The sequence below is a fragment of the Paenibacillus vandeheii genome, from assembly GCF_030433635.1.
GTDB classification, from domain to species: Bacteria; Bacillota; Bacilli; order Paenibacillales; family Paenibacillaceae; genus Paenibacillus; species Paenibacillus vandeheii.
The window spans coordinates 1-25,456 of sequence record NZ_JAROCD010000026.1; the positions used below are offsets into that span (position 1 = coordinate 1).

The 25,456-nt window shown below is 46.4% G+C and carries 21 protein-coding genes; 4 read left to right on the top strand and 17 right to left on the bottom strand.

Annotated features, from left to right (window positions below):
- Positions 1-294: 294 nt before the first annotated feature.
- The 3 genes from P5G61_RS30840 to P5G61_RS30850 form a co-directional block, all read right to left on the bottom strand.
- Positions 295-1,284 carry an inorganic phosphate transporter gene (locus P5G61_RS30840; RefSeq protein ID WP_091000889.1) on the bottom strand — a complete coding sequence of 330 codons (990 nt, stop codon included), beginning with the start codon at positions 1,282-1,284 and terminating at the stop codon, positions 295-297.
- Positions 1,285-1,298: 14 nt separating this feature from the next.
- On the bottom strand, positions 1,299-1,916 hold the full coding sequence (locus tag P5G61_RS30845; RefSeq protein WP_062327047.1) for a DUF47 domain-containing protein: 618 nt from the start codon (positions 1,914-1,916) through the stop codon (positions 1,299-1,301).
- Positions 1,917-2,132: 216 nt separating this feature from the next.
- A complete protein-coding gene (locus tag P5G61_RS30850; protein ID WP_301249937.1) occupies positions 2,133-3,200 on the bottom strand; it encodes a DUF3048 domain-containing protein in 1,068 nt (355 codons plus the stop codon).
- A 339-nt stretch (positions 3,201-3,539) separates the two neighbouring features.
- Here P5G61_RS30850 and P5G61_RS30855 point away from each other — a divergent pair, with 339 nt between their 5' ends.
- Together P5G61_RS30855 and P5G61_RS30860 are read left to right on the top strand one after the other, a co-directional pair.
- Complete coding sequence (locus tag P5G61_RS30855) at positions 3,540-4,079, top strand: DoxX family protein (RefSeq protein WP_301249938.1); 540 nt, start codon at positions 3,540-3,542, stop codon at positions 4,077-4,079.
- Between the two features lie 172 nt (positions 4,080-4,251).
- Entirely contained in the window at positions 4,252-4,464 is a 213-nt protein-coding gene (locus P5G61_RS30860; protein WP_301249939.1) for a hypothetical protein, read from the top strand.
- Positions 4,465-4,650: 186 nt separating this feature from the next.
- Here P5G61_RS30860 and P5G61_RS30865 read toward each other — a convergent pair whose 3' ends face one another.
- The 3 genes from P5G61_RS30865 to P5G61_RS30875 form a co-directional block, all read right to left on the bottom strand.
- Positions 4,651-5,436, bottom strand: coding sequence for a DODA-type extradiol aromatic ring-opening family dioxygenase (locus tag P5G61_RS30865; protein WP_301249941.1), 786 nt, complete (start codon positions 5,434-5,436; stop codon positions 4,651-4,653).
- 180 nt (positions 5,437-5,616) lie between these two features.
- Positions 5,617-6,447, bottom strand: coding sequence for an alpha/beta hydrolase (locus P5G61_RS30870; RefSeq protein ID WP_301249942.1), 831 nt, complete (start codon positions 6,445-6,447; stop codon positions 5,617-5,619).
- Positions 6,448-6,685: 238 nt separating this feature from the next.
- The gene (locus tag P5G61_RS30875; protein WP_301249944.1) at positions 6,686-6,922 is read right to left on the bottom strand and encodes a hypothetical protein; all 237 of its coding nucleotides are present in this window, start codon (positions 6,920-6,922) and stop codon (positions 6,686-6,688) included.
- Positions 6,923-7,335: 413 nt separating this feature from the next.
- On the opposite strand from P5G61_RS30875, the gene P5G61_RS30880 reads away from it, so the two are divergent.
- Complete coding sequence (locus P5G61_RS30880; RefSeq protein WP_301249946.1) at positions 7,336-8,172, top strand: DUF1129 family protein; 837 nt, start codon at positions 7,336-7,338, stop codon at positions 8,170-8,172.
- A 295-nt stretch (positions 8,173-8,467) separates the two neighbouring features.
- On the opposite strand, the gene P5G61_RS30885 is transcribed toward P5G61_RS30880, so the two are convergent.
- Entirely contained in the window at positions 8,468-11,665 is a 3,198-nt protein-coding gene (locus tag P5G61_RS30885) for a copper amine oxidase N-terminal domain-containing protein (protein ID WP_301249948.1), read from the bottom strand.
- A 293-nt stretch (positions 11,666-11,958) separates the two neighbouring features.
- Between P5G61_RS30885 and P5G61_RS30890 the strand changes: the two genes are divergently transcribed.
- A complete protein-coding gene (locus tag P5G61_RS30890) occupies positions 11,959-12,930 on the top strand; it encodes a hypothetical protein (RefSeq protein ID WP_301249950.1) in 972 nt (323 codons plus the stop codon).
- A 123-nt stretch (positions 12,931-13,053) separates the two neighbouring features.
- Here P5G61_RS30890 and P5G61_RS30895 read toward each other — a convergent pair whose 3' ends face one another.
- From P5G61_RS30895 to purM, 10 genes are all read right to left on the bottom strand, one after another.
- Positions 13,054-13,656, bottom strand: a complete 603-nt coding sequence (locus P5G61_RS30895; protein ID WP_301249951.1) for a GNAT family N-acetyltransferase — start codon at positions 13,654-13,656, stop codon at positions 13,054-13,056.
- Positions 13,656-14,948, bottom strand: a complete 1,293-nt coding sequence (gene ilvA / locus P5G61_RS30900) for a threonine ammonia-lyase IlvA (protein WP_301249952.1) — start codon at positions 14,946-14,948, stop codon at positions 13,656-13,658. Before ilvA ends, P5G61_RS30895 begins: the two co-directional genes overlap by 1 nt.
- A gap of 467 nt (positions 14,949-15,415) precedes the next feature.
- Positions 15,416-16,021, bottom strand: coding sequence for an alpha/beta hydrolase (locus P5G61_RS30905; RefSeq protein WP_301249973.1), 606 nt, complete (start codon positions 16,019-16,021; stop codon positions 15,416-15,418).
- Between the two features lie 14 nt (positions 16,022-16,035).
- Positions 16,036-16,986 carry a ring-cleaving dioxygenase gene (locus tag P5G61_RS30910; protein WP_301249954.1) on the bottom strand — a complete coding sequence of 317 codons (951 nt, stop codon included), beginning with the start codon at positions 16,984-16,986 and terminating at the stop codon, positions 16,036-16,038.
- Positions 16,987-17,283: 297 nt separating this feature from the next.
- Positions 17,284-18,366, bottom strand: a complete 1,083-nt coding sequence (locus P5G61_RS30915; RefSeq protein WP_301249955.1) for a hemolysin family protein — start codon at positions 18,364-18,366, stop codon at positions 17,284-17,286.
- Positions 18,367-18,449: 83 nt separating this feature from the next.
- On the bottom strand, positions 18,450-19,787 hold the full coding sequence (locus P5G61_RS30920; RefSeq protein ID WP_301249956.1) for a hemolysin family protein: 1,338 nt from the start codon (positions 19,785-19,787) through the stop codon (positions 18,450-18,452).
- A 659-nt stretch (positions 19,788-20,446) separates the two neighbouring features.
- Positions 20,447-21,718, bottom strand: coding sequence for a phosphoribosylamine--glycine ligase (gene purD / locus P5G61_RS30925; protein ID WP_301249958.1), 1,272 nt, complete (start codon positions 21,716-21,718; stop codon positions 20,447-20,449).
- A 119-nt stretch (positions 21,719-21,837) separates the two neighbouring features.
- Entirely contained in the window at positions 21,838-23,385 is a 1,548-nt protein-coding gene (gene purH, locus P5G61_RS30930) for a bifunctional phosphoribosylaminoimidazolecarboxamide formyltransferase/IMP cyclohydrolase (RefSeq protein ID WP_301249959.1), read from the bottom strand.
- Between the two features lie 332 nt (positions 23,386-23,717).
- Positions 23,718-24,335, bottom strand: coding sequence for a phosphoribosylglycinamide formyltransferase (gene purN, locus P5G61_RS30935; RefSeq protein WP_301249960.1), 618 nt, complete (start codon positions 24,333-24,335; stop codon positions 23,718-23,720).
- A complete protein-coding gene (gene purM, locus P5G61_RS30940; protein ID WP_301249961.1) occupies positions 24,335-25,375 on the bottom strand; it encodes a phosphoribosylformylglycinamidine cyclo-ligase in 1,041 nt (346 codons plus the stop codon). Before purM ends, purN begins: the two co-directional genes overlap by 1 nt.
- Positions 25,376-25,456: the final 81 nt, after the last annotated feature.

Here is a 25,456-nt window from a genome sequence, read left to right on the forward strand (position 1 = left end):
CTTTGTCCTTTTTCGAACGTAGGAGTGTTATTTCTTTTTTGCTGATACGCTTTTTAAGGGCTTTTGAGACAGCCCCTTCTCTCATTTCCCTATCCACAGTTTCCTGTATCCACAGGAATATCTTCTTTTGGTTTATCATTCCACGGATGGCTATCCACATATCCAGCCTGTCCACACGTTCATGCACAGGCGTCTCTTCATTTTGATTGTATAATTGTCCACATATCCCGATATTCACACAGTTATGAACAGTTTGTCTGAACCACCGAACTAGTTCCTGAATACTTCTTCTAATTAGAAAATGATCCAGTACAACAATCCTGCCAGCGCCCCGGTAATCGGAATCGTAATAAACCACGTAATAATGATACGTCCAGCAAGTCCCCATTTGACGGCTGAGAAACGCTTCGCGGAACCTACACCCAGAATGGCAGATGTGATTGCGTGAGTTGTACTCACCGGCAGGTGGAGCAACGTTGCCGTGAAAATAACAGACGCGGCTGACAGATCAGCTGCAAACCCGTTAATCGGTTCAATTTTAAAAATTTTGGTTCCCATCGTTTTGATGATTTTCCAACCACCGATGGAAGTACCGAGCGCCATCGCTGTTGCCGCGGAGATTTTAACCCACAACGGAACATCCAGATGGTCCTGTACGCCTGCTGCGACCAATGCAAAAGTAATGATCCCCATTGCCTTCTGCGCATCATTGGTACCGTGAGTAAACGCCTGGAGCGCTGCTGTGAAAATCTGTACCGTACGGAAACCTTTGTTCACATTATGCGGACTGCGTTTGGCAAAAATATATTTGAGAATGGTCATGACCACATAACCGATGGCAAATGCGATCAGAGGAGATAATAACAATCCTCCGACGATGTCAATAAATCCACTCCATTTGACTTTATCAGCTCCTGCGCCAACAAGTACAGCTCCAGCAAGAGCGCCAATCAGTGCATGCGAGGATGAAGAAGGAATGCCGAACCACCATGTAACGAGATTCCAGATGATCGCGGCGATCAAGGTGACTATGACGACCTCGATCCCGTTATCCAGCGTGGTGGGGTCTGTTACACTTCCCCCAATCGTCTTCGCTACTCCAGTAAACATCATGGCACCGACAAAGTTCATCACGGCAGCCATAAGGATCGCCCGGCGTGGGGTCAGTGCCCGTGTCGAGACCGAAGTTGCAATGGCATTCGCCGTGTCGTGGAATCCGTTGATGAAGTCAAACGCCAGTGCAAGGAAGACGACTATACCCAATACCCAAATCGTTGTTTCCATTATTCTCTGGCTCCTTAAGAATTACGCATGATGATGGATTCGAGCACATTCGCTACGTGTTCACAAGCATCCGTTGTCGTCTCAAGACGTTCGTAAATTTCCTTGCGTTTGATCAATTCAATCGGATCAGGCACGGTAGCGAAAAGGTTCTTGATACAGTTACGTAGCACTTCGTCTCCCTGGTTTTCCAGATCGTTCAGACGAATGGTGTACTCGCGAATCGCCAGCAATTTTTTCTGAGACAGCAAATGAATGGCCTTCTGAATTTCGTAAGCCGATTGGCGCAAAATTTCAGCGAATTGAACGATATATTCGTCCGGGTCAGTCAGTTGGTACATATAGAAACGGGAAGCCGTTGCTTCTAGTCCGTCCAATACGTCATCAAGTGTCGTTGTCAGCTCCATAATATCATCGCGTTCGATCGGCGTGATAAATGTTTTGTTGAGTTCCGTAATGATCGTGTGTACATAGTCATCACATTGGGACTCGTACTTCTTCATTTCATTGGCAAAAAGAGTCACATCCTGAAGGTTGGAAACATGTTGGGAGAAATAATCTGCCGCTTGCACGACCGTATCTGCCATGTTCTCTAGTGTCTCAAAAAATATATCCTTCTTCTTCTTAAGCTTCATAGCTCTATCCCCTTTACGAGAAATTGCCGATAACCGATGAAACATGAAATGACAACCTTTGATATCTTATCATAAATGTTTCACGGTTTGTACATAAGGCATGATCCTTTTTTATATTCTTATCACATAAATCTGAAATGAATCTTAATTATTTGGAATGGCTGGAAAAATGATGATGAAATTTTACACTGCGTTTACATTTCTCTTCAAATTGGATTAATTTTGAATTTTGACATGCCCTGCAAAGTCAGGCTGATTCGGAACGATACTGATAAAAGTCTTGCCAGGAACAAGAGCAACTTCAGTCCCATTTTGTACAAATCGAATAATATCACCCGGTTTCTTGACCCACTGTCCTCGAACCATTTTACCTTTCTGAAACAACATGGCTTCCCCACCCTGCTCCAGATTAACCGACAGTCTGCCCACGTTGTCGAGCACCTTGTGATCCGCTCCGGCTACAATAATGTTGGCGGCTCCAATCTGAATGCCATTATCCAGATCCTGATCAGCCTTTCCGTTCACCAATCTCATATATCGTCCACTAACTTCATCGTAATCATACGTAACCCGGTAACTCTCCAATAAATAATGAAGCTCAAACTGCTTGGCCAACTCTCCGGCAGATGTCGCACCTTCTTCGTTATACGTATACACAGGGGACTTGAAGTCGTGACTATAGCCTTTGGTATCTGCGCCTTCTCTTAGCTTGTCCGCCGACGTGTACAGATTGTGAGGTGCTTTACGATCCGAGGAACGCCAGAAATAAGGGCCGCTATTCGATATCTCATCCATATGCTGTTTCTGCTGCTTTTGCAAAATGGAATACGCATCAGGGCTGCCACCCGCATGTACCAATACACCATCATAGCTCTCACCAAGTTCGATCAAATACGGCCGGATACTGCGCACGGGTCCAACCGTCTCTGCTCCGCCTTCACTCTGGAAGATGGCAATAAAACGGGTAATGCCTCCCTCTGCGAGCACTTCGATAATAATATCAGCCGCACTCAGACCTGATTGGGGCCGCGCTGCAGGAGCATTGTTAATCATTACAGCCAGTGGACGACGCGTAATTGCTGCATCAACAGGCAGACCCGTCAGTGGTGCTGTGTAGAGCGACGTGGCAGGTTCTTCCGTTACTTGTTCCTCCTGTACAGGTGTAGGAACGGACTCCGGCTTCGGGACCTGGACCATCTCCTTATTTTGGCAAGCGACCAGACTTAGGGCCAGAATAAGGAGCGACGCCGCTGACGTTGTTTTGTTCCATTTCAATTGCTTCAATATATGTACCTCCTGAACGATATGGCTGAAATCTAGGCTGTAGTTGCTCTTATGTAGGTGACCATTTCACGTATTTCTTTCCATTTAATCACACACAGCACCATTTGTCTTCGATAAGGAGAGCATTTTCTACCCTTCCTTTTACGTTTGAAACGTGAGGCAGGATGAAAAATATGTCCTAAATGTGAACTTCTCAAACCTTACTTAAAATTTGAACTAGATTGTGATAATAATCACAAACAAGATGACTTTTGAACTATACAATAAAGACATCAAAGGTGATCACTTAGAAAAACAAAAACAACAACACACACTAGATTCCATGAAGGAGTGGTTTATATGTTCAGCATCAACCAATGGCTTAGAGAAAACAAAGTGGCAATGTGGATTTTGACAGTACTTCGGGTGTATATCGGTTACGACTGGATGACACACGGATGGGGCAAACTGACTGGCGGATTTGAGGCAGGTGGTTTCCTTGCAGGCGCTGTAGAAAAAGCAACAGGTGATCATCCAGCCGTTCAAGCTTGGTGGGCAACCTTCCTTGAGAAATTCGCAGTACCAAATGCAGGACTGTTCGACTTCGTTATCCCTCTGGGTGAATTCCTTGTAGGTCTGGGCCTCATTCTTGGATGCTTCACAACACTGGCAGCCCTGATGGCAATGGTCATGAACTTCGCGTTCCTCTTCTCGGGAACAGTAAGCACGAATGCTCAATTGGTTCTGATGGAAATCTTCCTTGTAGTCGCTGGTGCGAACGCTGGTAAAATCGGTTTGGATCATTGGGTAATGCCTTACCTCCGCGGATTGTTCACTCGCAATAAAGGCAGCCAGCCTAAAGATACACCAACGATAAACCATACGCACAAAACAGCCTAATTATTAAAAAGTAGAAAAAATTAATAGTATTATCGGTCCTGCTCCCCTCCCCCTGGAGAGCGGGACTTTTTTTTGTTTTTTATATGCTTGCACATTCATCTGACTTGCCCATCTACAGAAACACGTATTATGATGAACGTATCGATCGATTATAATTAAAGGAGTACATGACATGCCAACCCAGCGCCGTCTTGAAACCGATGCCGACTTCCAGGAAGCCATGGACATGAAGCATAAGGTTCGTGTTTTTAAAGATAACCATCAGATTGATTCCGGTGGCGTCATTATCCGTTTTGACAGCAATACCATTGTTGTGCAGTCCAGTGTAAGTGAGCTGGCGTATCACTCGCGTACAGCATGTGAGCTTTTTGAGATTAGGAAGTAGCTACATTAACTTTCAAAATGCTAAAGTCATAAGTCATAGAAAAAGGTTTCTGAAGCCATCATGCTGGCAGCAGAAACCTTTTTTGTTCAACGATTTATTAACCTAAGTCTGGCGGTCAATGTCTACCGTGTATTTGGCATAATATGTGACCTATAGACCTGTTCACGTTCTGTTGTCTGCTCCAAGTTATACGCCGTCACCAAACTGCCAGCAGTTCAAACTGAGCGTACCGTAAGGATACGACTGGAATAGTCGTTTTGCAGATCGGGACATGTCAGCCGTACCCATGGCATAGAACAAAGGCGCAATGTGCTCCATTCCATAAGATGGAACTGCCGTGCGGGCGTGGGGTGCTTTTTTGTCATATTGAAACAGCTCTCTCGTGTTCCACTGCTCAAGCCGCTCGCCAATCCAGTTATCAAATTCCACTGCCCAGTCTTGTGGTTCATCATGGCTACCAAGCATGCGCAGGTTATGGACTGTTCCGCCGCTGCCAATGATCAGCACATTATCATGACGCAGCTGTTCCAGCATCCGGCCAATATCATACTGTTCCTGCGGAGATCGCAATGAATCAACAGATACCGCAATAACAGGAATATTGGCTTCTGGATACATGTGTAATAGCGGTACCCATACACCGTGATCCAATCCTCGGCCTCGAACCGGTTGATGTGCAAGATTACTACGAGTGAACAGAGCACAGATCTCATTCGCCAGGTCTGGCTGACCAGATGCTGGGTAATTCATTGTATACATATTAGGGGGAAATCCGTAAAAATCATGCAAGGTCTGATGTGTATCATCCATTGTCACGGACGGTTCGGGACAATCCCAATGCGCCGTAAATACAACAATGGCTTTCGGAGCCGGCAGCCTGTCTCCAAGCTGGTTCAAAAAGTGAGTGTAGTCATTGCTCTCCACCGCCAGAGCGGGAGAACCATGCGCAATGAATAATGCGGGTAATGTCATTGCTGCCAACCTCCAGACACGGATAGGATGCTTACCCTTCTATTTTACCCCGAAGAAGGCGCTTTTCCAAGCTATCATCCCAATCAGGATGCATTCCGTTCGCGCATGTTGCCTTTTGAATCAGCTCATGTTGACCATGCCATGCTCCAGACCAACGAAAAAGCTTGGCATAAGACTACTTTAGATCATCCAATGCTGCCAATCCTGTTCGATCTTCTGACGCTCTCCCAGCCATTCTCTCGTACGTGTGATCAGCTGTTCCCGCTCTTTACCGGAAGAGAAGGTATGATCGCCCTGGAAAATAATCTCCTTGTCGCAGCGGCCTTCCTGGCGCATCCAGAATACCTTTTGATACAGAAACGCGTAGTCGACAGGAATGATCTCATCCGACGTGCCATGCACCACCAGAACATCCCCGTTAAATTTACCGGCTTCCTGGAACGGCTGATGTTCAGCCAGTGATTCAAAGAATGCGGGTGTAAACTTGTAGCCGAGATAATCAGCAGATCCCAGTTTCACCCCTTCATCGTACACATTACGTCCCGTAATCTTCACAATATCATTGAAAGGATATCCTACGGATGACCACATGACAAGATTCTTGACTCGTTTGTCACGGACAGCAGTCAGCAGAGCAACAGCTCCACCCAGACTATGACCTATCAGCGTCACACGGGTTGGATCTACATCACTGCAATTTACGGCATAATCCAGCACAGAACGTGTTTGGGTAATCATGGATTCAAGTCCTTCAGCTCCGTACTCACCGCTGCTCTCCCCGCAGCCGATATAATCGAAGCGCAGTACCAAATACCCATCTTCGGCCAGCTCACGGGCGGTCTTCACAAACAGACGATCCACACCGATCCGACTTCCTACGAATCCGTGGCAGATGACAGCAAGAGGCACGCGCTGTTGGTGATTTCCCTCCTTGATGTCTTTGACGACCGGATAATGAATCGTGGCTGTTAATTCTTCCTGCCCATGACGAATACTAATCTGACGCTCCATGCCCATTTCCCCTTTCCATTCTTCCCTGCTCTTGTCCATTTTGTTAATTATATATAAATCCGATAAGTTTAATGTGTATTAAGATATATTAGTATATTATCATCCTGTGAACCTCAAGTCAACGTGAGGAAATGTCCATATTCAGACATATCTTATCTACATTTTATCGGCAAAAACGCGAAAAAAATGAGCCAAGCTGACAACAGCTGACTCGAATTATTCCTAATGCTTAAAGCCATTACTCATAACTGCGACGAAACATCTCATGGGTCTCCACTCGACCCTGCCAATCGTTTTCATTAACCGAAGTTGAGCTTTCCCAGAAGCTCCCCGACTGAAAGGTTCCCTCTGTATACTCTTCCGCATATTCAGCATCCTCCAACGTCTCTTCCATCGGCACAACTTCATCCGTTACGCCGCGGGAGTTGCTATTCAGCAGCAGCTTCCTTGTTAATTGCTCCTTTTGTTGATCCATATCTGCCACACTCCAATCCCTGGTTTCTGTTGGAAATGCTACTATTGTGGTGGATTCGGCTGCACTTTATTCATTCTTCACACAATCGTTGGAACTGAACTCTCTCTTACGCATATTAACGGCGAATCAAGGAGAACCTAAACAATATATCATAGCCAACATTTGCCTCCGATTCCTTCTGGCGAAAGGGTTGAAATCATGGAACACATCTTGGAATGGATTCGTATTCACGGTAAACTGGTGCTGCTATGCACCTGTGTCATTCTGGCCTGCGCAGGGCTATGGTCGAATCGTAAACAATTGTTTTATAAGGAATGACTTTGCGAAACGAGAGCCCTTCCCGTATACTAAAATACCGTCAGGGTCTCCAGATCACCGGGGATCAGAACGTGTGTAGACAGGGGGAGCAATCATTGGGGATTTCCTATAAGAAGTTGAAAGAAATACAGAATCGGCAAATGACCGAAATGAGTAAGATGACACCGGAACATGTCAAACTGTTTGACCAGATCAGCACCATTGCGCGCCAAGCACCAGCCGATGAGAGAACGCAAGAAGAATGGATTCTTTCTGCCGGGAGAGCTATCGTACAAGCTCAGCGTGACGGTAAACCTGCGCGCGAGTTATATGGGCCTGATCTGGAACAGGATATCTATTCACAGCTAGGCGTGGCAACTAATAATGAGGATGCTGTTGCAGTTGGGTCTAATATCGACCCATCCACAGCTTCAAATACGGCTGTATCGGGCTCCGGAAGCAATTCCAATAAACGCAGTAAGCCAGCCAAGAAGGCAGAAGCAGTTGAAGCCGAACCAGCAGAGACTCCAGATCAAGTTAAACGGACACCCAAATGGTACTTCATGATTTCCTGGGCAGCTTTGTCTTTTGTGATGCTGATTCAGGGGGCTGTTGGGCTATTTATTGGCTGGACCGGCGGAGATATGGAACCGTTTAGCCATATCAGCCTGTTCTCCCTTATCGTTGCGGCGGTTGGCGGGATTGCACTGGTTGAAATGCTTCGTCGCCTTGCAGAGCGTCCAGATGATCAGGGAGCAGACAAGACTGCCAGACCACAGGTCAATCTTCGCGGGATCGCCATCTATATCGTTATCGTTGTGCTTGTCCTGTTTGTAGGATATCCACTGCGTGACAGCCTTCCCGTATTTACGCTGGCTCCATGGATCAGTCTTGTGATCGGAATTGTGGGATTGGCTACGTTGAGACCACTTTTCGGACAAAAGAAAGCGTAAGGATGCTGATGCCCTTGGCAGCAGCATTTGGGTATATCGTAGAGGTGTATGGTATACGAAAAGGAAGTACACCATTCGGTGATGAGATAACATATTGAGTATCAAAAAAGGGCCCCGTATGGCCCTTACCAAGCTGTTGAGAAAGTCTCGACAGCTATTTTTATTTTCAGACCGTGAGGATGGACCGTGACATGGCGACAGGATTTAATAGAAAGAACTCCCTTCCAGAACAGAGAAGGGAGTTTTTTGGATACAATTAAAGCTATCCTTAGATAGAGATTAAATATATTTAAAATTATGGAGTTACATTACTACCTTGATTGGATTCTGTCGCACCTGATGAGGTTGGTTCAGGAGTCACTGATGCAGAATCTGGTGCTTTTAATGTTACTGAATTAGAGCCATCAGATAGTGCATTTTTGAAATTAGTTTTAGCAACAGACAGAATATACACTTGATACTTCGACCCAGCTGCGATTGAAGCTCCATCTGTATCATTCAGAATACTGAAATTGATATCTCCTGCAGGTGTTCCTTGATTAATTTTTTGGGAGCGGTCAGAAGAATTGCTTAATTCAGTCGCTTTGTTCACATCGAAGCTTTGACCATCTTTGACTACAAAGACTCTGTATTCGGAAATTCCTGTCTCGTTAGAAGCGGGATTGAAATTCAGAATGGGTCCTTGTGTCGAAGTGGCATCTTTGGCAGTAAGACTCGCTACTTTAACATCAACAGGCTGCTGCTGTTTCGGATTCACTTTAATGATTTTGGAAGCCCCGGACAAACTCGCCTCGCGTGTATTGCTGTCAGATACAGATACGATAATTACCTGATATGTTTTGCTGGAATCAATTGGAGTTCCGTTAACATCGGGTGTAAACGCAAAAGGTTGTACGTCCGTACTTGATCCATTTTTAGATATATTCAAATAATTACCTAATGACAAAACAACTTTAGCTGAAGCCAGATTAAATGAATTGATCTGACCTGACGGCACGATCATTAATGCATAATTTGATATTCCAGTTACATTCTGAGGCTTCGTGAAATTCACCAGAATATCAGTGGCATTACCCGAAGCTTGCGTTGCATCTTTCACCGTTGCATCTACATTACTCACTGCGGCTACAGCCGTATTGGAAGCCAATGTGATGACATTTGAGCTAGAAGACAATGCATTGGCAAGAGAGCCGTTATTATTCACTGCCATCACATAAACCTGATAGGCTACTCCATTAATAATATTGCTGCCATCTACGGTTTTTGAATTACTGAATAATTCAACGGTTTGGTTATATCCTGTCTTGTTAACCGTTCTATAATTTGCACTGACTGCATTAGCAGATGAAAGATTAAAGCTGGTTCCAGACTTCACCACAAACACCCGATAGTGATTCACATTCGTCTCATCCGTCGAACGATTGAACGTCACACGCAAATCGCGTCCATCTTGGTTATCCCCAATATCCGTAGCCGCCACATTGCTTGGTGCAGTCACAGCTGCATTGGCAGTCAGCGTAATTTGTGAAGAATAAGAAGATAAAGCATTCTGACTGGAATTTCCACTTGTGCTTACCGACAGGACAAACACGCGATAGCTAACATTATTGGACAATGTGTAGCCATTAGTATCGACCGCATTGCTAGGAAGAGTAAATGACTGATTTCCACCCGTCTTGTTCACTTGATAATAATTGTTCGATGCATTCGCCGCGCTCAGTGTGAAGCTGCCTGCATAGGCGGAACGGACCACATATACCCGATACGCGGAAACGTTAGATTCATCCGAAGCTCTATTAAACGAAACCCGGAGATCGCGTCCATCACCGTTGTCACTTACATCAGCCACCCCAATGTTGCTTGCGACTCCAGCATTACTATTCGTTGTCAGTCTCAAAAGCGTCGACGACGAGGACAGCGCATTGGTATATCCGTTCTGCTGGTTGCCTACAGCCATAACGTAGATCCGATAATCTTGCAGATTCGTTACGTTATAACCGCTTGTATCCTTCATGGAGGATGGCAGTGTGGTTGTAATATTGTTGCCTGTTTTGTTCACATTATAGTACAGGCTGGAAGACAGGTTACTCGCCGTAGTCAGATTAAAGCTGCTGGATACCGAGTTGCGCACTACGAAAATTCGATAATTAGCAACTTTAGACTCATCGGATGAACGGTTGAAGCTCACCTGAATGTCACGACCGTCTCCATAATCCGAATTGTCTCTCACTGACGTGATAACAGGTGCTGTTGCTGTATTTACGCCCAGCGTGAGTGAAGAGGATACTGTGGACAGTTTATTGTCTGCTGTTGCCGCATTGGAGCTCACGGATACAATGTAGACGACATAGGATGTGCCGTTTTTGATTAATTCCCCGGATGTATCACGCGTCGAGGAACTGAGCTGGGTTTTGACCGCTGTGCTGTTACCTTTGTAAATAATGGTTGAATTAGAACTGGACACATTATTTGCAGTAGTCAGATTAAATGAAGAAGAGTCTTTCGCCTTGACTACAAAAGCACGGTAATAAGTGATATTGGATGTGGTACTCGGCTGTGTGAAGTTAATTTCCAGATCACGTCCATCGCCATAGTCACTGATATCTGCGATCCGCAGGCTTGTGACAGGTTGAACCGTCGTTTTCACATTGTTTAGTTTCAAGGACTGGGACGACCAAGCCAGCAGATTTTTGTAGCTGTTGTTGCTGTTCCCCATCGTAAGGACATACAGACGATACGTTTCACTTGTATTTAACAAATCCCCGTTCACGTCGCGTGTCTGGGCATTCAACGTCAATCTTGGATCAGTGCCATTTGGAGTAACGGATGTATAGTTCGCAGCAGGCACGACCGATGCCGCAGACTCATTGAAGCTATTCACATCACGCGTTTTTACCAGCATAATCCGATATGAGGATACAGCCTTCTCGGACGTCGGACGTGTGAAGCTTACAGTCAGGTCACGACCATCCCCATTGCTTCCGGATACAGAACCATAAATGTTCCATGCCGCATATTTCGTCTCATCCACAGGAGGTGTGGATGTTGTTTTGATATCTACCCGCTGATTGCGGGAATTCCAAAATACTTTCTCCCCAAAAGCTTCACTAACAAAACGAATCGGAACCATCGTATTTCCTTTGATTGTGTTCGCAGGCACATCCAGTGCGATCGCTTCACCGTTGATGTAAGCCGTTTTGGAACCCAGCGTCAGCGAGACTTCTTGGTCACCTCGACTAGCCTTAATGGTTTTGGTTCTGTTGGTGTACTCTACAGTGGCATCCAAGCCTTCAAAAATGGAGCGTAATGGAACCAGTACACGTCCACCTTTCATGACAGGAGCCTGTGCAGAGGATAACTCGGCGTCGTTAATATAAATACTGATTCTTGCAGCTGCATCCATAACTGACGTTGGAAGTGCAGACATCAACATGGCCGATACGGCCAGTGCTGACATCACCTTTTTCACTTGACGTCCTCCCGCTTTCTTCATATCCAATATCCCCATTCTCTTCATTGTTTAAGTTAAAATGTGATCGTTTTGAATTTCATTTTATTCCTGTAATTTCCTGTGCACATCTAAGACGTATGAATAGGAGTAAAAGTTTCCAATCCCACAAAAAATATTTTCGCAGAAATGCCCTTCCTCCATCTACCCTCCAAAGGTTAAAAATAACAGAAGAATTTGTCATTATTCCGAAACAACATCCTTCTCGAATTCGTTTAATGTAAAAGTGACTAGTGTATTGCAACCTATCATCTCTAAACTACGGGAGGTTCACCCTTATGACACCAGCGTTCTTTTTTTCCAAACGTAACGTCATCCGTACCATCATTACAGCAACTGCCGTCGCCATGCTGCTTCAGACTGGTTCCGCTCCTTTATCAGGGGTCGCTATTGCAGCTCCGTCGAGCGCGGATACCAAAGTAACTACCAGTAGTTCAAACGCCATATATAAGACATTTCAGTCCATGCTCAAAAAAAAGAACGGCTTGCCCGCAGCTGACACCTATCTGGAATCCAATATCAAAAAGGTAACAACGCATCACGCTACCCTGATGGTGCTTCAATTAGAGAATGCGCGCCTGAAGGCTCTAACCTCCATGACGGACCGCCTGCTCGTGCCGAACAGTCAGGACAAGATGCTCAAGGCATATCAAACGAACGACAGCTTCACCAAACTCATGGAGCGTACCCAGGACACAGATCTGCGTGCATTGTTAAAAGAAGCCCGGGACAGCGGCTATCGCCTCGTCATGCTCGAAGGCTCCATATATCCCATTATGAACTATGCGGCACTCGTGAAATATACCTCTGAAATTAAAGAGGATATCTCAAACTACATCATGATCATGACGAAGGAAACGAAAAACTTGCCTGCAGATGACGGAGCTCTGGTCATTGGCTATCAGGAAATTCTCCTTCGAGCACTTAGCCAGGAACAATTCCTGGAGCTATATCCAAAATCTAATCGGTCCAAGCAGGTGCAGGCTCTGTTGCACAGTTATACCCTGTATACCTTTTACGGGCTGAACAATACACCGCTGTTTGATTATGAAACGAACAAGATGGTTACGAACGCCCAGAGAGGATACAATGGTGTCTTACAGCGCCTTGCATCCGTCGATAGTGAATTTCTCACCAAGCTGGATGCCTTTATGGATGTGGTTAAGGAAGCGAAGTATGAGCAAACAGCTGCGGTGGAGAAATGGCTGGAACAGAATGTTCCGACTGGGGCAGATGCCAGCATGCAATGATTCATCCGATTAATCTCCTAATGAACGCAAAGAAACCGACACAGGATTCGCTCCCAAGTCGGTCTTCTTTTGATTCTATCGTTGAATTGCATCTCCTACACTAGACTAACGCAGATTCATAAACTAAGCAATTGGCTTGACCATATGACTATACTCATGTCCAGCAATGACAATCACTTCATCCTTGATATAGCCCTGCCGTTCGTACAACATCAAGGCCCGGCCATTGTCACGTTCAACAATGAGGGATACCTGCGAGTGTCCGAGTTCCCTTCCCTGCTGTTCAAAAGCAGCCATCAGTGCCCTGCCGATGCCCTGCCCCTGATATGCTTCACTTACGGATAGAGTATCCAGATAATACTCCCCGGGACGGGTTTCTTTGACCAATGCATATTTCTGATCCGTGCTCCGACCAGGTCGCTCCAGAATCGGCTGATCCAGACAATCTGCCTCGCCGCCATCATAGGCCACCAATATTCCTGCGACTTGCCCATCCTGTTCCATGACCGTTACGTTACGGTAGCTGATTCGATTGTCTTCCTGCATGTAAAATTGCTGCAATATCTGCATCGCTTTCTCATGATCTCCTTCACCAGCAAGAGCATAGGCAATATCATCAATCGCCTGATAGAGTAAAGAAATCACTTGTGCGGCATCTTCCTTACGAGCAGGTCTGAGCAGAGGCTGTGCCTCACTACGGTCCGACTTCACATGGGAATGATTCATCAGATTAACATGTTGAACAGATTGAGATTTTTGTTCAGCTCCGTATACGCAAGGCCTTTACGATTCATGCGTTCAATCAGCGGCTGGTAATCTTCCTTATACATCAGCTCGATGCCCACCAGGGCAGGCCCGTTTTCCTTATCATGTTTCTTCGTATATTCAAAACGGGCAATGTCGTCATTGGGTCCCAATACTTCCACAAGGAATTCACGTAATGCTCCCGCACGCTGTGGGAAATTGACCATGAAATAATATTTCAGACCTTCGTAGATCAAAGAACGTTCTTTGATTTCCTGCATCCGGTCGATATCGTTGTTACCACCGCTAATTACACAGACTACCGTCTTACCCGCAATCTGCTCGCGATACTGCTCCAGTGCAGCAACCGCCAGTGAGCCAGCAGGCTCCACAACAATCGCATTTTCATTATACAGCTCCAAAATGGTGGTGCAGGCTTTGCCTTCAGGCACCTTCACAATGTCATCCAGCGTACTGCTGCAGATGTCAAAGGTAAGATCACCAACGCGTTTCACCGCAGCACCATCCACAAATTTATCGATATCATCCAGCGTGACAACCTGCTTGCGGAACATAGCCTCACTCATGGAAGCCGCGCCAAGTGGTTCTACGCCAATAATGCGTGTTTCCGGGCTAACCGTCTTCATGTAGGTTCCGACTCCGGCAGCCAGACCGCCCCCACCAATCGTGACGAACACATAATCCGCTTTTTCATCCAGACTCTCCATGATTTCCATCGCCACCGTACCATTACCTGCAATAATCTTCGGCTGGTCGAACGGATGGATAAACGTCATGCCCTGTTCATTACACGCACGCATAGCTTCTTCATAAGCATCGTCATACGTATCACCTGTCAGCACAACTTCAACATTACTCCCACCAAATCGACGTACCTGTTTCACCTTCTGATTGGGAGTTGTACTCGGCATGAAGATTTTGCCGTGGATGCCCAGCGCGTTACAGGAAAAAGCAACCCCCTGCGCATGGTTGCCCGCGCTCGCGCAGACAATACCTTTCTCCAGCTCACCAGGAGTCAGACTACGAATCATGTTGTAGGCTCCACGAATTTTGAACGAGCGTACTACCTGCAGGTCTTCCCGTTTAAGATACACATTACAGTTATATTTGGCCGACAATACAGCATCCCGCTGCAGCGGCGTTCTTACAATGACTTCTCGCAGCACATGATGTGCGCGCACGATATCTTCCATGCCAACAATGGCACGGCCGGAATTGGTCGTTCCCGTTGGTTCCTGTTCCACTGGTTTCATCTCTTCTCCACACTCCGCTTATCTTGGTTGGCAATGCAAGCATTGCTTTTTTCTCTCTTTATTGTATCACTTTTATTCTGTTCTTGCGCCTGAGCTCGCCTCATGTACCATTCGCACAATCTCATTAATAAAGTGCTTGTATGATATCGGGCCTTATTTTACGCTCTCCCATGCCTGTTTCATACCTGAAATGACGCTAACTTCCAGATTACCAAGATCAAGAGGGTTAAAAAACCGAATCTAATTGAAAATGATTATCAATTACTTGATTATAGATTATTCCACTCTTTTGGACAAGGCATAGTGTGGCTCTGATCCATTAAAAAGTAGATCGTTGGAAATTGGCACTAGCGGCATGCTACTCGGTTCGTTAAACTGTAAAACGCCAAAAAAGGGGTGCCCCGTCATTTTAATGACTTATGGGACAACCCTTTTAAAAGAAGAATTTAAGCATCCAGGCAGAATTTTTAAACCTGAGTTTTATACCAAGCTGCCGCGGCTTCTGTCTCCGTACGGGTCAACTGGTGCCCCTGACGCTCCCAGTGCATGTGCACATCGGCACCAGCACCGCTAAGCAGTGAAGCGAGTTCATCCGTTTCACGTTTTGGCACAATTGGATCGTTCTCTCCTGCTCCTATAAACACAGGCAGCCCTTTCAGGTCCGGCAATTCCAGACCACGAAGCGGTACCATCGGATGGTGCAGAATCGCTCCTTTAAATGCGTCAGCCTGATGGAAGATCAGACTTGCTGCGATATTAGCTCCGTTGGAATAACCAAGGGCATAGACATTCGCACGATTAAAGCCATACTCCACAGCAGCTGCATCCACAAAAGCACCCAATTCCGCTGTCCGTGCAATGAGATCTTCTTCGTCAAACACGCCTTCCGCCAAGCGGCGGAAGAAACGGGGCATCCCATTCTCCGATACGTTACCACGCACCCCCAGAATACCGGCTCCTGGCGCAATCATCTCGGCCAGACCTACCAGATCATTCTCCGTTCCACCTGTTCCGTGCAGCAACAACAGTGTAGGGGCATCCGGTTGTGCACCTGCTTTATAAATATGTTTCATTGTATTGGTAGAAGTCATGATTTGGACTCTCCTTTCCATTCACGTACTTGAATAGGTGGCAGCAGCTGTTCAATCTGCTCACGCTGTGGTTCATACCATTCAGGCAGCATCAGCTTTTGGCCCATGCTCTCCTGTGGTTCATCCCGTGCAAATCCTGGAGGATCTGTAGCCAGTTCAAACAATATACCTCCCGGTTCCCGGAAATAGACGGCGTTGAAGTACTGGCGGTCAATGACCGGCGTTGGATGATATCCGGCTTTTTGAAGATCCTGCTGCATTTGTTCGTGCTCGACGTAATCTTTGGCACGCCATGCAATATGGTGTACTGTCCCTGCTCCGCCAATTCCCCGTTGAATTCCGGTGGATTGAATGTCAATCAGTTGACCGATGTCACCCGTCGCCTGTAAACGAATGATTCCATCCTCTTCACCTACCTGCTCCAAACCGAGCATCGTTTTCAGCACATCCGTTGTTTTGTCGGGTACATGGCTGAATAATACAGCACCACCAAAGCCCTTAATTGCATGCTCTGGCGTTACGCCGTTGAATGACCACTGACTTGCCTGGCCTCCTTCACGCTCAACCAATTCGAGCAGCAGGCCGCCTTTATCGAAGAAGCGAATGTACTGCTCGCCAAATCTTGTTTTATTTTCAAATGGAATATCGAAGGATGTCAGACGTTCTTTCCAGAATGGCAGGCTTCCCACCGGAACTGCATATACCGTTACGCCAGTCTGTCCTGATCCAATTACACCTCTTCTGGCATTTTGCTGCGGGAAGAATGTGATAATGGTACCCGGTGCCCCATCCTCATTGCCATAATACAGATGGTACACATCCGGTGCATCAAAGTTAATTGTTTTTTTCACCAATCTTAGTGCCAATACACCTGCGTAAAAATCAACATTTTTCTGTGCATCATCTACAAAAGCCGTAACGTGATGGATTCCTGAAGTTCTGAACATACTCTCCACTCCCTTGGTTTTATTAGTAGCATTGTTATATTTAGCAGTTTGTTATGCATTGCTTTTTGTTATTTATCTTTAAATTAAGATTCTTTAAATTTATATTAATCCATTGGGCCTCAATATGCAAGCTTTTGTTTTAAAATTAAGATACTCATGGCTTTGACCTGCTGAAATGCTGCTTGAGTATAATAATATGGACAAAAAAACAGGCCCCGATCACTCGGAAACCTGTCTTCCTTGAATCATATTCATTGCCGCCGCATAATATCGACCCTTATAACTTTACATTATGCTTTAGGTTAATTTTAATCGCTTAGGCAGTTGTACCAGATCTTTGCCATCATACTCGTCCTTGATATCTCCAACAATTTCTTCTAGGATATCCTCCATTGTAACGAGACCCACCGTTACCCCCTCCGCGTTATGAACCGCTGCGATATGGGAACGACTTTGCTGCATCTGGATCAATACATCCTTAATGGGTGATAACTCCGAGAATTTCAACATGTCATGAACAAACGTATCCATATTGAACGCACGGCCAGCAGCAACACTCGTGAGCATCTCCTTCGTGTGAATAAATCCAACGAAGTGGTCCAGATTTCCTTTTTCGATCACTGGGAAACGTGTGTATTCATGCTGCTTCAGAACCTCAATCATACGATCCAGCGGCATTTCTTTATCTAACGTGACAATTTTCTCTTTGCGAATCATAATCTCCTGAAGCAGACGCTCATCAAAAGCAAAAATGTTTTTGAGATAGTCCAGTTCCGTTTGATTAATCTCCCCACTCTCATAACTCTGCGCCATGATCAGCTTCAGTTCCTCTTCAGAGTGAACTGTATCGTGACCTGCTGGCTTTATACCAAATATGCCAAGCAACAGACGAGCAGCCCCATTCAGCGCATAGATGAACGGATTCATGATCTTACCGAACCAGTACAGCGGCGGTGCGAGCAATAGAGTCATTTTCTCAGCAAACTGAATCGCCAGCGTTTTCGGTGCCAATTCGCCAATCACGACATGCAGGAACGTGATGATCGCCAAAGCAATACCATACGATAGTACCGTAGATAAAGCCGCAGGAACCTCAAGTCGTTCAAACAGCGGGTGCAGCATTTTCTCAACAGTAGGTTCACCCAGTGCACCCAATACCAGCGCCGTAATGGTGATACCCAACTGACACGCAGATAGATAATAATCCAGATTGTGAGCCACTTTTTTGGCCAATACCGCTTTTTTATTACCTTCCAGGATTAACTGATCTAATCGAGACATCCGTACTTTCAGAATGGCAAATTCCGCTCCAACGAAAAAGGCGGTCAGACCGATAAATACGGCTACTAAAAATAAGTTTAAGGCTATTATTCCGTCCAATGATTTCCCTCAAGTATGAGGGATTCACCTCCAAGTTGATCATATTATTTAAGTGAAGCACGAGTGACGCTCCGGTAATTAGATTAAGTCAGTTCACTGGTAGATTCATCGACTAGTGCACCATTTACACGTTCAAGCAGGACCTGCTTAATGTGAAAATTTTCTGCGTCCACAACGGTCCAGACGTAATCACCGTGTTCTATCGTATCGCCTTGCTCCACACCGACACCCTTCTGGAACTGAATCCATCCGGCCACGGTATCCATCTCTTCATTACCTTCAAATACAAGCCCAAACTGCCGCTCCAGCTCATCCAGCAGCACCCGGCCGTTAATGAGATATTGGTTCTCTCCAGTTTCCTGAATGTCAGCAACTTCATCGGCATCGAACTCATCCCGAATCTCGCCGACAAGCTCCTCCAGAATATCCTCCATTGTAATAATTCCCGAGGTACCTCCGTATTCATCCACGACCACAGCCATGTGCACACGTTCCTGCTGCATCTTGATCATGGCATCCTGAATACTTGTAACTTCAGAAACGTAAGGAATTTCACGAACAAAATCGACAAGCTGGTGCTCCTTAAGGGCAACCATATCAGGCAAAATCTTTTTCACATTCACGACACCGACAATTCGGTCCTTGTCCCCATCCTCAATGACGGGATATCGTGAATAATTATGCTCATCCAATATCGGGATGATATCGTCGTAGGTCATATTTTGATTTAGTGTTACCAGCTCTGTCCTCGGAACCATGATGTCTTTGGCATCACGCTCATCGAACACGAATACGTTTTCCAGATACGAAAGCTTCGTCTTGTTGTTTTCGTCCCCTTCATAACTCTGGTTCATGATGATTTTGATCTCATCCTCCGAGTACGCCTGCTCATGCCCTGCGGGCTTAACGCCAAAACCACGAAGAATAACGCGAGATGCACCATTCAGCGCCCAGATGAACGGGTACATAATTTTCCCGAACCAGTAAAGCGGCGGCGAGAGCAGCAGCGTCAATTTTTCGGAAAATTGAATCGCCAGCGTTTTGGGAGCCATCTCACCAACAACAACGTGCAGGAACGTGACAAGTATGAACGCAATCGCATAGGATGCGACGGATGATACGGAAGCCGATACGTTTAGATACTCAAATACCGGATATAGGAGCCTTTCAACAGTTGGCTTACCGAGTGCACCCAATCCCAGGGCAGTGACGGTAATACCGAGCTGACAGGCAGAAAGATAATAATCGAGATCCGTGACTACTTTCTTGGCCAATATGGCCTTCTTATTGCCCTCGGCAATAAGCTGATCCACTCTTGATGTACGAATCTTGACCACAGCGAACTCCGATGCAACGAAAAATGCGGTCAACGCAATCAAGATAATGAGTAATGCAATATTTAATATGGTAATTATGTCCAATGATTTCCCCGCTTCTCAGGGATTCACCTCCAGAGATAGTTACAGCGTGATCCGTTAACTTGGTTAACTATTCAACAGCTGATTGACGTTCAATACGGCGTATGCCTTATATGAAATCGATTAATGATAAAGTTTGTATAAGTTATACTCTGACCTTGTAAAATTGCAAAACAGGAATTCAGGATGAAGTTAATCACCTACAGAAACTACTTCAATAAAACCAGGGTTGCCCCTCATGCTGTCGCTTGTTTCTCCGATTTACTCCACCAAAATTCTCCATTTGGACAGTTTACAATATCGCCTTCCCAATAGATATCCACCTCCCCTCTTATTCATTCCTGTTTCAGAAAAGTATAGCACAATTTGCACCAAACCATCCAGTTGCACGTTATGGTTTGGAATACTACATATTATATTGTTCACAAAATAGTCTTTATGTATGAAGTTTTCATTCATTATTGTTAGACTAGACGGTTTTACAAAAATAATACCCCCTGCCAAGAATACTCAAACAACATAAGAGTCTGGCTTTCTTTCCTTAACCTGTCGAGAAAAATAGAACTAGCTTTATCCCATAGTCATGTATACGCAACAAAAGGCTCGCAGGATGCAAACACCTTTTTCAGGCGAGCATCTTACGAGCCCATACGTTGATCGAGTTATTGGTTAACCAAAGCCTTGGCGGCAATGTCAGACCGCTGATGTTTGCCATCAAAGCGGATTCGGTCCGCTTGAGCATAAGCTTTGTTTCTTGCTTCGGCGATATCGGCACCAATACCTACAACACCTAGAATCCGTCCACCATTGGTGACCCATTCTCCAGATTGATTGCGTGCCGTTCCAGCGTGGAATACCACTGCTTCATCGACTTGATCCAGTCCCTCAATGGCTACACCTTTCGCATAAGGACCCGGATATCCGCCAGACGCGAGTACCACACATACAGCAGCTTCTTCGCTCCATTCGATCTTGATGTCGGCCAATTTGCCGTGCACGGTTGCCCAGAAAATGTCGAGCAGATCACTTTTGAGACGAGGTAATACGACCTGCGTCTCGGGATCACCGAAACGGGCGTTAAACTCAATTGTTTTGGGTTTGCCATCCGGTGAGATCATTAGTCCGGCAAACAAGACACCGCGGAACGGACGCCCCTCGGATACCATCGCTTTGGCCGTTGGTTTGATAATTGTCTCCACTGCTTCTTCAATGATGGATGCCGGGATGTGCGGCAGTGGCGAGTAGGTTCCCATTCCACCTGTGTTTGGCCCCTGATCGTTGTCAAATACCGGTTTGTGATCCTGTGCAGCGGCCATCGGACGAACGGTCTCCCCATCCACAAAAGCCAAAATCGACATTTCCTGACCTGCCAGGAATTCTTCGATGATGACCTTGGCTCCGGCTTCCCCAAATACTTTGTCCACCATAATGCTACGGAGTGCCTGGTCTGCCTCATCACGGGAATAGGCTACGGTAACGCCTTTACCAGCTGCCAGTCCATCGGCCTTAATCACCACAGGGATGGCTTGCTCATTCAGATAAGCCTGCGCCTGCTCGTAATTGTCGAATTTCTCATAGGCTGCGGTCGGAATTTTGTATTTGTGCAGCAGGTCCTTCATAAACGTTTTGCTACCTTCAATCTCTGCTGCATTACGACGTGGTCCAAAAACCGGGATGCCTGTCTTGTCAAAAGCATCCACAATGCCGTCCGCTAGCGGATCATCTGGCCCAATAACAACCAGGCCCACGTTGAGCTCCACCGCAAGCGCCGTAAGTTTATCAAATTCATTTACTGCAATCGGATGACAATCGGCGAGCTGTGCAATGCCTGCATTTCCCGGCGCACAGTGAATCTTGCCTGCCTTCGGGCTTTTCGCCAGTGCCCATATGATTGCATGCTCCCGGCCACCGCCGCCCACTACCAGAATATCCATTAGCGTTGTTCCCCTCCATGAATTTCAGGATTTTTTCTATTCTTTTGCTAAAAAAGCTTCAAATGACGATGAACAAGCCTATTCGCTTGTTCATCGTTTGGAAGCATTATAGTTGTCGTTTAGTGTTTGAAATGACGAACGCCAGTGAATACCATGGCAATACCGTATTCATTAGCCACTTTGATGGACTCTTCGTCCTTGATTGAGCCGCCTGGTTGAATCACTGCCGTAACTCCAGCTTTCGCTGCGAGCTCCAGTGTGTCGCCCATCGGGAAGAATGCATCGGATGCCAGAATGGCACCTTTGGCTTGATCTCCTGCTTGTTCAATCGCAATTTTGGCTGCACCGACACGATTCATTTGCCCAGCGCCCACACCTACAGTCATGTTGTTTGCTGCCAGCACGATCGCATTGGATTTCACATGCTTAACCACTTTCCAGCCAAACAATAGCTGTTTCAGTTCTTCTTCGGATGGTGCACGATCTGTTACTACCTTGAGCTCGCTTGCTTCAATGGAATGCACATCGCTTTGTTGCACGATCATGCCACCGTCGATGGAAGTGACTACGAATTGGCTCTCCCGATTTCGGGCAGCGTTCAGCTCACCCGTTTTAAGCAAACGAATGTTTTTCTTTTTGGTCAGGATATCGAGTGCTTCTTGTGTAAAGTCAGGAGCCAGCACGATTTCCAGGAAGATTTCACTCAGTTTGGCTGCTGTATCGCTGTCGATAATGCGGTTCGCTGCCACGATTCCGCCAAAGATGGAAGTTGGATCAGCCGCATAAGCTTTGCCATAAGCTTCGTAGATGCTTTCGCCAGTACCAACGCCGCAAGGATTCATATGTTTAACCGCCACAACTGCCGGTTCTTCAAATTCTTTAACGATCTGCAAGGCTGCGTTCGCATCGTTGATATTATTGTAGGACAATTCTTTGCCGTGTAATTGCTCGGCTGTTGTCAACGTATCTTGAGCTGCCAGCGGTTTGCGGTAGAATGCCGCCTGCTGGTGCGGATTTTCGCCGTAGCGCAAATCTTGAAGTTTCTCGTAAGTAACCGTCAGTCGCTCTGGCAGCGGATCACCGTTCAGGTTGGAGAGATAATCGGAAATAACTGCATCGTAAGCCGCTGTATGGCGGAACACTTTTGCCGCAAGCCGTTTGCGTGTTTCCAGAGTGGTATCCCCATTGCTGCGGACTTCTTCAAGCACCTTGCCATAATCTGCTGTGTCCACAACGACACTAACATAAGCATGGTTTTTAGCAGCAGAACGAAGCATGGTTGGACCACCGATATCGATGTTTTCAATTGCATCTTCATACGTTACGTCCGGTTTGGCGATGGTGTCCTGAAATGGATACAGGTTCACAACAACGAGGTCAATATAATCCAGCCCGTTCTCTTCCATTTGGCGCTTGTGCTCTTCGCTGTCACGAACAGCTAGCAAGCCACCATGAACTGCCGGATGCAATGTTTTGACACGTCCGTCCATAATCTCCGGAAATCCGGTCACATCCGAGATTCCGATGACAGGTACGCCTTCCTTCGACAACAGGCTGCTTGTACCTCCTGTCGAAATAATCTCCACACCCATTTGCGACAGCTCGCGGCAAAAGTCCACGATGCCTGTTTTATCCCACACGCTGACCAGCGCTCTTTTGATACTCACAATATGCTCCTCCTTTAATGTCCCATGGCTTCGCGTTTCATGGCGAAAAACAACCGATTTATTTCCCGAGAAATATCACAAAATGCGTACCAATTTTCGACTCTACTATATAAGTTGAACGAATGAGTTTACACTGGACCACTACGAGGTCAGAACAATCTTCCGATCGCTGTTATTCCTAGATTTTTTGAACACTTTTTAAAAGTGAAAATCCATGAATAAAGCGTATGCTTCCGATGCAGCTTTCTTTCAGAAAGCTTTTAGGCGAACGCTCCGCTTCTCCAGCTTATTTCTGTCCTCTCCGTTAACGTGTAAAAGTCATCCACCTTATATTAATCCGGTTTCATCACCGTAACTTGGCGACCTTCGAGTTTAACCAGTCCCTGAGCAAACCAGGATACAACCTCAGGGTACAGCTGCTGTTCGGCAGCATGGATGGAGCGACTAACGGATTCAGCTGTATCCTTTGGCAAAATCGGAACAGGATGCTGGGCAATAATTGGCCCTGTATCCATGCCTCCATCCACAAAGTGTACGGTAACTCCGGTAATTTTAACGCCGTATTCCAGTGCCTGTCCTACTGCATCTTTGCCTGCAAATGCTGGCAACAAGGATGGATGAATGTTAATCAGCCGTCCTGCATAACGATCCACGACCACCGAAGTCAGCAATCTCATGTATCCTGCAAGAACAACCAGATCAATATTTTTGGATTCAAGCACTTCCACGATCTCAGCCTCGTAGGCTTCGCGGGAATCATAATTTTTGGGAGTAAACAGATGGCATTCCACGCCTGCATCCTGCGCCCGCTGCACCACACGTGCAGCCGGCTTGTCACATACCAGCAAATCTATGGATGCATCCAGCCCTCCGTTCCGTGCTGCATCAACCAATGCCTGAAAGTTCGACCCTTCACCAGAGGCAAATACAGCAATACGGTAGTTCGCCATTAAACATCCGCTCCCGTGAAGGTTACTCGCGCATCTCCTTCGGTCACACGTCCAATGATGTACGCTTCTTCACCGGATGCTTTCAGTTGTTCCAATGCCTCACTTGCATCTGCTTCGTTCACAACCAGCACAAGTCCAATCCCCATGTTAAACGTGGTGAACATGTCACGGTTCGAAACAGATCCTTTTTCTTGCAGCAGGTTGAAGATTGGCAGGATCGGCCAAGAACCGTAGTCAATATCTACATTCACGCTGCTTGGCAGCATACGCGGGATGTTCTCAATGAAGCCACCACCTGTAATGTGGGCCATGCCTTTTACGTTTACCTTTTCAAGCAGGGACAGGAGTGGTTTTACATAGATCTTCGTTGGTTCCAGCAGTGCGTCACCCAGCTTGCCACCCAATTCAGCGACTTCATCCTGTAATCCTAATCCGGCTTGTTCCAGCAAAAGTTTGCGTACCAAGGAGAAGCCGTTGCTGTGCACTCCGCTGGATGCGAGTCCGATCACCGTGTCACCAGGAGCGATAGTTGTACCGTTAATGATTTTCGCTTTGTCCACGATACCCACCGTAAACCCGGCAATATCATATTCACCCTCACTGTACATGCCCGGCATTTCAGCCGTTTCGCCACCGATCAATGCACAACCTGATTGATGACAGCCTTCTGCGATACCCGCAACAATGGCTTCGATTTTCTCCGGAATGACTTTGTCACATGCCAGATAGTCGAGGAAGAACAACGGTTCTGCACCTTGTACCACTATGTCGTTCACACACATGGCTACCGCGTCGATTCCGATAGTATCATGACGGTCCATGGCAAATGCGATTTTCAGCTTGGTTCCTACGCCGTCTGTACCGGATACAAGCACCGGCTCATCATATTTATCTTTGTTCAAACCGAACAGGGCGCCAAAGCCCCCCAGATCTGTCATCACTTCCGGACGGAAGGTACGTTTCACGTGTTTTTTCATCCGTTCAACCGCTTCGTTGCCTGCCGCGATATCGACGCCGGCGTTTTTGTATGCTTCGGACAAGTGGAATCCGCTCCTTTTTTTTCGCCCCTCCTAAATCCTCCCGCCCGGGAGGACCCCAAAGGACCTTGGCAGGCCCTCTGG